This is a genomic window from Streptomyces sp. NPDC059003 (assembly GCF_042740445.1).
Classification (GTDB): domain Bacteria; phylum Actinomycetota; class Actinomycetes; order Streptomycetales; family Streptomycetaceae; genus Streptomyces.
The window spans coordinates 24,934-32,009 of sequence record NZ_JBHYJH010000116.1 but is presented as its reverse complement, the minus strand read 5'-3'; the positions used below and the strand labels follow the sequence as shown (position 1 = coordinate 32,009).

The window sequence follows — 7,076 nt, the reverse complement described above, 5'->3', positions numbered from 1 at the left end:
AGCGGCGAAGATTTCAGCCCGCCCGGCGTTTGAGGGCGAGCCGCGGAGCGGCGATACGGCGGGGGTCCCAGGGGGCGCAGCCCCCTGGTTCGGGAAGGGGTGGGTCTGGGGCGCCCCCGCGAGGGCCTACCCCCGGTCCTCGTCGTACGTGGACGTCCCCGAGTCCAGGAGCGGCTCCTGGGTCTTGAGGTGGGCGGGCGCGAAGGCGCGGAGGACGTGGTACCCGGTGATCACGACGATCGTGCCGAGCGCGATCCCGCTCAGCGAGAAGTTGTCGGTGAACTTCAGGGACACGTTGCCGACACCGATGATGATGCCCGCGGCGGCGGGAACCAGGTTCAGCGGATTGCGCAGATCCACATCGGCGTTGATCCAGATCTGCGCGCCGAGCAGCCCGATCATGCCGTACAGGATGACGGTGATCCCGCCGAGCACCCCGCCGGGAATCGCGGCGACGACCGCCCCGAACTTGGGGCAGAGCCCGAAGAGGAGCGCGAACCCGGCCGCCGCCCAGTACGCGGCCGTGGAGTAGACCCGCGTCGCGGCCATCACGCCGATGTTCTCGGAGTACGTCGTGTTGGGCGGGCCGCCGACCGCCGTGGACAGCATGGACGCGGCGCCGTCCGCGGAGATCGCGGTACCGAGCTTGCCGTCCAGGTCGTCGCCGGTCATCTCGCCGACCGCCTTGACGTGCCCCGCGTTCTCGGCGACGAGCGCGATCACGACCGGCAGGGCCACCAGGATCGCGGACCACTCGAAGCTCGGCCCGTGGAAGGAGGGCAGGCCGATCCAGTCCGCGTGGCCGACCGCCGACAGGTCAAGGCGCCAGTGGTCGGTGACCTTGCCGGAGCCGTCCGCCGAGTGGATCTTGCCGAAGACGGCGTCGAGGCCCCAGGACAGGGCGTATCCGAAGACCAGACCCAGGAAGATCGCGACGCGCGACCAGAAACCGCGCAGGCACACCACGGCCAATCCGGTGAAGAGCATCACGAACAGCGCGGTCCACTGGTCCTGCGGCCAGTACGTCGCGGCCGTCACCGGCGCGAGGTTGAAGCCGATGAGCATGACGACCGCGCCCGTGACGACCGGCGGCATCGCCGCGTGGATGATCCGCGCGCCGAACCGCTGCACCGCGAGCCCCACGAGGAACAGCACCGCGCCCACCACGAACACGGCACCCGTCACCGTCGCGCTGGAGCCGCCCTGCGCCCGGATCACCGCGGCCACGCCCACGAAGGACAGGGAACAGCCGAGGTAGCTGGGCACCCGGCCGCGGGTGGCGAGCAGGAAGATGACGGTCGCGACGCCCGACATCATGATCGCGAGGTTCGGGTCGAGCCCCATCAGGACCGGCGCGACGAACGACGCCCCGAACATCGCCACGACGTGCTGGGCGCCGAGCCCGGCGGTGCGGGGCCAGGAGAGGCGTTCGTCGGGGCGGACGACCGCCCCTGGCGCGGGCGTTCGCCCGTCGCCGTGCAGCTTCCAGCGCACGCCGAGATCCATGGTGAGTTCGCTTTCTGTGCGCGGGACGAGCGGTGCCGTCGCGGGGAACGAGCCGTGTCGTCATGTCGACGATCAGCGTCGACATGTTAATGCGACGTAAGTGCGGCTTCCCTCCGGCTCCTCCGGTACGGTGGCGCGGCCAGGTCGGTGAACCTCGTTCACATATCTGATTGGAGTGCGATGCGTGCTCGTACCCGTTTGGGAGCCCTGCTCACGGCCGGGGCCGCCGTCGCCGCCGCACTGGTGGCAGCGGCACCTGCTCCGGCCGCCCCGGCCGCCGCCACGAAGCCCGTCGCCGCGCGGCCCGCCGCCCCCCACACCACCGTCCTCGACGGCCGCCGCCTCGCCGACACCAAGGCGCGGCTCGACAAGGGTGACCCGCAGCTCCGCCGCGCCCTCCGGGGCCTGACGGACCGCGCCGACCAGTGGCTCGGCAAGGGCCCCTGGACCGTCGTCGACAAGCCCCGGCCCGCGCCCGGCGGCGACCCGCACGACTATCTGAGCCAGGCCCCGTACTGGTGGCCGACCCGGCCCACGTCGCCGGAGAACCCCTGGGGCTGCCCCTACGAACAGCGCGACGGCGAACGCAACCCCGAGGTCGACACCGGCACCGACCGGCGCGACGCCGAGAACGTCTTCGACTCGACGTACGACCTGGCGCTCGCCTGGTACTACACCGGCGACCAGAAGTACGCCGAGCACGCCGCGACGATCCTGCGCACCTGGTTCCTCGACCCGGCGACCCGCATGAACCCGCACCTGAACCACGGGCAGTTCATCCCGTGCGCGTACGACGGCCGGGCCATCGGCATCATCGACTTCTCGCAGTCGTACACCGCCGTCCTGGACGCGCAGGCCGTCCTCGCCACCGGCGCCCCGACCTGGACGAAGGCCGACCGGGCCCGGATGCGGGCCTGGAACAAGGACTTCCAGGACTGGCTCACGGACAGCGCGTTCGGCAAGCAGGAGGCCGCCGCCAAGAACAACCACGGCACCTTCTACGACCTGCAGCTCGCCGCCCTCGCGTACGCGAACGGGGACGAGGCGCTCGCCCGCAGGACCGTCCTGGACGCCCGCGCCCGGCGCATCGATCCGCAGATCGCCGCCGACGGCAGCCAGCCGCAGGAGCTCACCCGCACCCGCAGCTGGCACTACTCGACGTTCGACCTCGTCGCCTACACGCGCCTCGCCGACATCGGCCGGCACGTCGGCGCCGACCTCTGGTCGTACCGGGGCCCCGCCGGGCAGAGCCTGGTCAAGGCCGTCCGCTATCTGCTGCCCGCGGCGACGGGCGAGCGGCCCTGGCCGCACCCGGAACTCGACTTCCGCCGGTACGCGGCGAGCGACGTCGTGCACGCGGCCGCCGACGCGGGGGACCGGGCGGCGCAGGCGGCGCTGCCCCGCCTTGAGGCGCCGCCCGGCGGAGACCTGTGGGCGCTGCGGCCCGCGGCCGAACAGCTCGACTCGATCGTGGGCTGACCGTCATGGGACGACGGGTGCGCCGCCACGCGTCAGCCCGTCTCCAGGAACAGGCGGTACGCGAGGACGTCACGGGCGACGTGCAGCAGCGCCCGGTCGTGGCTGAACGCATGGGCGCGCAGCCGGGCCAGGGCCTGGCCGAGGGGGAGGTCCTGCCCGCGGTCCTGCGGTAGCCGGCGAGCACGCCGATGGGGATGGTGCCGAGCAGGAGCGGTTTGGCGATCATCGCGCGGGCCCGGGTGCGCAGGGCGGCGTCCTTGCAGGCGGGCCATCGGGCGGCGGGGGCGGCGGTCAGGTCCGGGGTGCGGACGGTGCGGCCCGAGCGTGCGGCGTCCAGGACGGGGCCTTCGCCCAGGGTGTACTGGAGGTCGTCCACCCGGCGTCACTGGGTGGGCCGTTCATCGCTGGGCGTTCAGTTCGGCGGGGCCTTGGCCCTCGGCGACTTCGGCGGCCAGCTCGCTGAGCTTGCGCCGCCGGGAGCGGGCATGGGCGCGCAGCCGGGCGAACGCCTCGTCCATGGAGATCCGATGGCGCTCGGACAGGACGCCCTTGGCCTGTTCGATCACGATGCGGCTGTGCAGGGCTCCTTGGAGCTGACCGACCACGGTCTCCTGGCTGTGCAGCCGCTGTTGGAGCTGGAAACGGCCGGCGACGGCGGTGGCGAGGACCTGGGCGAGGCGTACGTCGAGAGGGGACGGCAACGGCGGCCGGGCGATCATCAGGTTGAGCGCGCCGAGGGTGTACCCGGGCGCGCTGAGCGGTACGGCGGCGACGGCGATGACGCCCACCGCCCGGGCGTGCCGGGTGAAGCGGGGCCAGCGCAGGTCGCCGGGGCGGCCGTGCCCCAGTTCGACGGGGGCGAGCAGGGCCCCGTCACGGGCGCTGTCCACACAGGGGCCCTCGTCCAGGTCGACCTGGATCTCCTCCAGTTCGCGGCAGCACTCGTCGCTCGCGGTGGCGTAGGAGACCTCGCCCCGCTCGTCCAGGACGGTGACACCGGCGCCCTGGACGGGCAGCAGGGCCAGGGCGTGGTCCGTCAGGTCGTGCAGCAGCTCCAGCGGGTCGAAGCCGTCGGCACGGTGGGTGAGGCCGCACACGGCCTCGGCGATCACGGCTTCACGTTCGGTGGTCGGCATCGTGGCACGCCCAATCTGCCGTGTCCCGCGTCCACGACGACGACCCGGGGGCCTGGGGGCTTGCACGAACGGGGGAGGAAAGGGGCCTCACGGGGGGCCATGCCGTGCTCGCTGACAGGGAGTTCAGCTCGCCTCAGATCCCGCTAGCCCGTCCAAGGTCCCGCTCCGGCCGCTTCCACCCGGCCCTGGGCCACCTCACGATGCGCGTTCCACGCTAGCGCGCCCGCCGCCGTGCGGACAGACCGGCAGCGGGCACGTACCGGCTCCGGCGCGCCCCTGGGCGTGTGTGCCACCGTCAGCTCTTGCGCTCCGCCGTCGCCGTCTGCTGTGCGGGCACCTGCGTCGGCGCCCGCCTGCCCGTGCCCAGGACGCCCGCGAACACCGTGAGCCCGCAGGCGAGCACCGTCACCAGGCCGAAGGACACCACCAGGCTGGTCAGGTCGGCGAGCGTGCCGATCGCCGACGGGGCGATCAGGCTCGACGTGTACGTGATGGTGGCGACGCCCGCGATGGCCTGGCTGGGGTTCTGGCCGCTGCGGCCCGCGGCGGCGAACGCCAGCGGGACGACGACCGCGATGCCGAGGCCCATCAGGGCGAAGCCGGTCATGGCCATCGCCACGTGCTGGGCCGTCACCACGAGCAGCCCGCCGAGCGCGGCACACGCCCCGCCCGCGCGCACCGTGCGCACCGCGCCGAACCGGTCCACCACCTTGTCGCCCGCGAACCGGGCGATCGCCATGGTCAGCGTGAAGCCGGTGGTGCACGCGGCGGCCAGGCCCGCGGAGGTGTCGAGCACGTCCTTGAGGTACACCGCCGACCAGTCCAGGCTCGCGCCCTCCGCGAACACCGCGCAGAAGCCGACCGCGCCGATGAGCAGCGCCGACTTCGGCGGCAGCGCGAACCGCGGCGGCGGCGCCTCGTCCGGCGTGCCGCGCAGGTCGAGCACGCCCTGGCAGGCGATCAGGCCGAGCGCGGTGAGCGCCGCGGCGGCGAAGAGGTGGTGCACACGGGCGTCGACGTGCAGATGGGCCGCGATCGTGCCGCCCGCCGAGCCGATCAGGGCGCCCGTGCTCCACATGCCGTGCAGGCCCGACATGATCGACTTCTCCATGCGGGTCTCGACCTCGACACCCAGTGCGTTCATCGCGACGTCCGACATGCCGGATGTCGCGCCGTACACGAAGAGCGCCGCGCACAGCGTGAGCAGGTTCGGCGCGAGCGAGGGGAGCGTGAGGGCGAGGGTCCACAGCACGAGGAGCCCGCGCAGCGCCGTGCGCGCGCCGAAGCGATGGCTCACCCAGCCCGCGAGCGGCATCGCCACGGAGGCGCCGATCGCCGGGAAGGCGAGCGCGAGACCGAGCAGGCCCTTGCTGACGCCCGTGTGGTCCTGGATCCACGGCACGCGCGTCGCGAACGACCCGGCGACCGAGCCGTGCACGCAGAAGACGACGGCGACGGCGATCCGGGCCCGGCTCAACTGCCGCTTGCCGTAGACCACTTGGACGCCCTGGTCCTGTTCCCTCATCCAATCCACCCCTCACACGGTCCCGTCCGGGGCCGCCGCAGTAAACTATCAGGAACCCTGCCTGATAAAAGGGATCCAGGGAACCGAATATGCACGCGAAAAACGGAGGCGCCCGCTCCATGGGCGGCTCGACGCGAGCGCTGTGGAAGGATCCGGCCATGCCCGCATCACCGAGCACCGCTCGGGCCATCAACGACCGGCTCGCGCTGAGCCTGCTGCAGAGCGAAGGTCCCTTGACGGCGGGCCGGTTGAAGGAGCTCACCGGCCTGTCCCGGCCCTCCGTCGCCGACCTCGTGGAGCGCCTCCAGGGCTCCGGCCTGATCACGGTGGTGGGCGAGGCCGGGGAGCGGCGCCGCGGCCCCAACGCCCGGCTCTACGGCATCGTCGCCGACCGGGCCCAGCTGGCCGCGCTCGACGTGCGCACCGAGGGCGTGTCGGTCGTCGTCGCCGATCTGCTCGGGGAGCGGCTCGCCGAGGGGTCCCTGCCCATCGAGGGCTCCACCCGCACCGGACCCGCCGTCGAGCGGGCCGTCGCCCTCGTCGAGCGCACCGCGCGCGCGGCCGGCGCGACCCGCCTGCACACCGTCGGCGTCGGCGCCCCCGGCCTGATCGACCCGGCCACCGGCGACCTGCGCGACTCGGCGGGCCTGCCCGCCTGGCACCGCCGCCTGGTGTCGGCCCTGACCGAGCGCCTGCCCGCGCGCGTCCTGGTGGAGAACGAGACCAACCTCGCCGCCCGCGCCGAACAGCGCGACGGCGCCGCGCACGACCGCGACACCTTCGTGCTGCTGTGGCTCGGCGAGGGCACGGGCGCGGCCGTCGTCCTGGACGGCACGCTGCGCCGCGGTGCCTCCGGCGGCACCGGCGAGATCGGCTTCCTGCCGGTGCCGGGCACGGGCGGCCTGCCGTCCGCGACGGGCTGCGACGGCGGCTTCCACTCGCTCGCCGGATCCGCCGCGGTGGTGGAACTCGCCGCCGAGCACGGCCTGACGGCCGACCCGCAGCCGTCCGAACTGCCCGCCGCCGCGCTGGTCCGGCACGCCGTCGAGACGGACCACGACCCCTTCCTCGGGGCGCTCGCCGACCGCGTCGCCATCGGCGCCGCCTCCGTCGTGGCCGTGCTCGACCCCGGGTGCGTGGTGCTCGGTGGCGAGCTGGGCCGCGCGGGCGGCGACGCCTTGGCCAAGCGCGTGGCGGAGCGGGTCGCCACGATCTCGCCGCTGCGCACGGAGGTGCGGGCGAGCGCGCTCGGCGGCGCGGCGGTGCTGCGCGGCGCCCTGCTCACGGCCCGCGACGCGGCACAGGACGAGCTGTTCACGACCGGGGCATGACCGGGGCATGGCCGGAGCGTGACCGGGGCACGGCCGGGGCATGACGGCGCCCCGGCCTGGGTGAGGGCAGGGGCCGGGGCGGGCTGGATGCCCGGCGGC

General features: G+C 73.7%; 6 protein-coding genes. 3 read left to right on the top strand and 3 right to left on the bottom strand.

From position 1 onward, the window contains the following. Nucleotides 1-126: 126 nt before the first annotated feature. Nucleotides 127-1,506, bottom strand: coding sequence for a uracil-xanthine permease family protein (locus tag ACFWZ5_RS31650; RefSeq protein ID WP_384793994.1), 1,380 nt, complete (start codon nucleotides 1,504-1,506; stop codon nucleotides 127-129). 180 nt (nucleotides 1,507-1,686) lie between these two features. On the opposite strand from ACFWZ5_RS31650, the gene ACFWZ5_RS31645 reads away from it, so the two are divergent. Next, entirely contained in the window at nucleotides 1,687-2,985 is a 1,299-nt protein-coding gene (locus tag ACFWZ5_RS31645; protein ID WP_384793991.1) for an alginate lyase family protein, read from the top strand. A gap of 5 nt (nucleotides 2,986-2,990) precedes the next feature. Continuing rightward, on the top strand, nucleotides 2,991-3,158 hold the full coding sequence (locus ACFWZ5_RS31640) for a hypothetical protein (RefSeq protein WP_384793988.1): 168 nt from the start codon (nucleotides 2,991-2,993) through the stop codon (nucleotides 3,156-3,158). Between the two features lie 225 nt (nucleotides 3,159-3,383). On the opposite strand, the gene ACFWZ5_RS31635 is transcribed toward ACFWZ5_RS31640, so the two are convergent. Beyond that, nucleotides 3,384-4,121: an ANTAR domain-containing response regulator gene (locus ACFWZ5_RS31635; RefSeq protein ID WP_384793985.1), complete on the bottom strand. Its 738-nt coding sequence runs from the start codon at nucleotides 4,119-4,121 to the stop codon at nucleotides 3,384-3,386. Nucleotides 4,122-4,416: 295 nt separating this feature from the next. Beyond that, nucleotides 4,417-5,646, bottom strand: a complete 1,230-nt coding sequence (locus tag ACFWZ5_RS31630) for an MFS transporter (RefSeq protein WP_384793981.1) — start codon at nucleotides 5,644-5,646, stop codon at nucleotides 4,417-4,419. 158 nt (nucleotides 5,647-5,804) lie between these two features. Here ACFWZ5_RS31630 and ACFWZ5_RS31625 point away from each other — a divergent pair, with 158 nt between their 5' ends. Continuing rightward, nucleotides 5,805-6,977, top strand: coding sequence for an ROK family protein (locus ACFWZ5_RS31625; protein WP_384793978.1), 1,173 nt, complete (start codon nucleotides 5,805-5,807; stop codon nucleotides 6,975-6,977). Nucleotides 6,978-7,076: the final 99 nt, after the last annotated feature.

Coding starts and splice junctions, on each gene's coding strand:
- ACFWZ5_RS31645 (WP_384793991.1), top strand. CDS start 1,687: ATGCGTGCTCGTACCCGTTTGGGAGCCCTGCTCACGGCCGGGGCCGCC.
- ACFWZ5_RS31625 (WP_384793978.1), top strand. CDS start 5,805: ATGCCCGCATCACCGAGCACCGCTCGGGCCATCAACGACCGGCTCGCG.
- ACFWZ5_RS31650 (WP_384793994.1), bottom strand. CDS start 1,506: ATGGATCTCGGCGTGCGCTGGAAGCTGCACGGCGACGGGCGAACGCCC.
- ACFWZ5_RS31630 (WP_384793981.1), bottom strand. CDS start 5,646: ATGAGGGAACAGGACCAGGGCGTCCAAGTGGTCTACGGCAAGCGGCAG.
- ACFWZ5_RS31640 (WP_384793988.1), top strand. CDS start 2,991: ATGGGACGACGGGTGCGCCGCCACGCGTCAGCCCGTCTCCAGGAACAG.
- ACFWZ5_RS31635 (WP_384793985.1), bottom strand. CDS start 4,121: ATGCCGACCACCGAACGTGAAGCCGTGATCGCCGAGGCCGTGTGCGGC.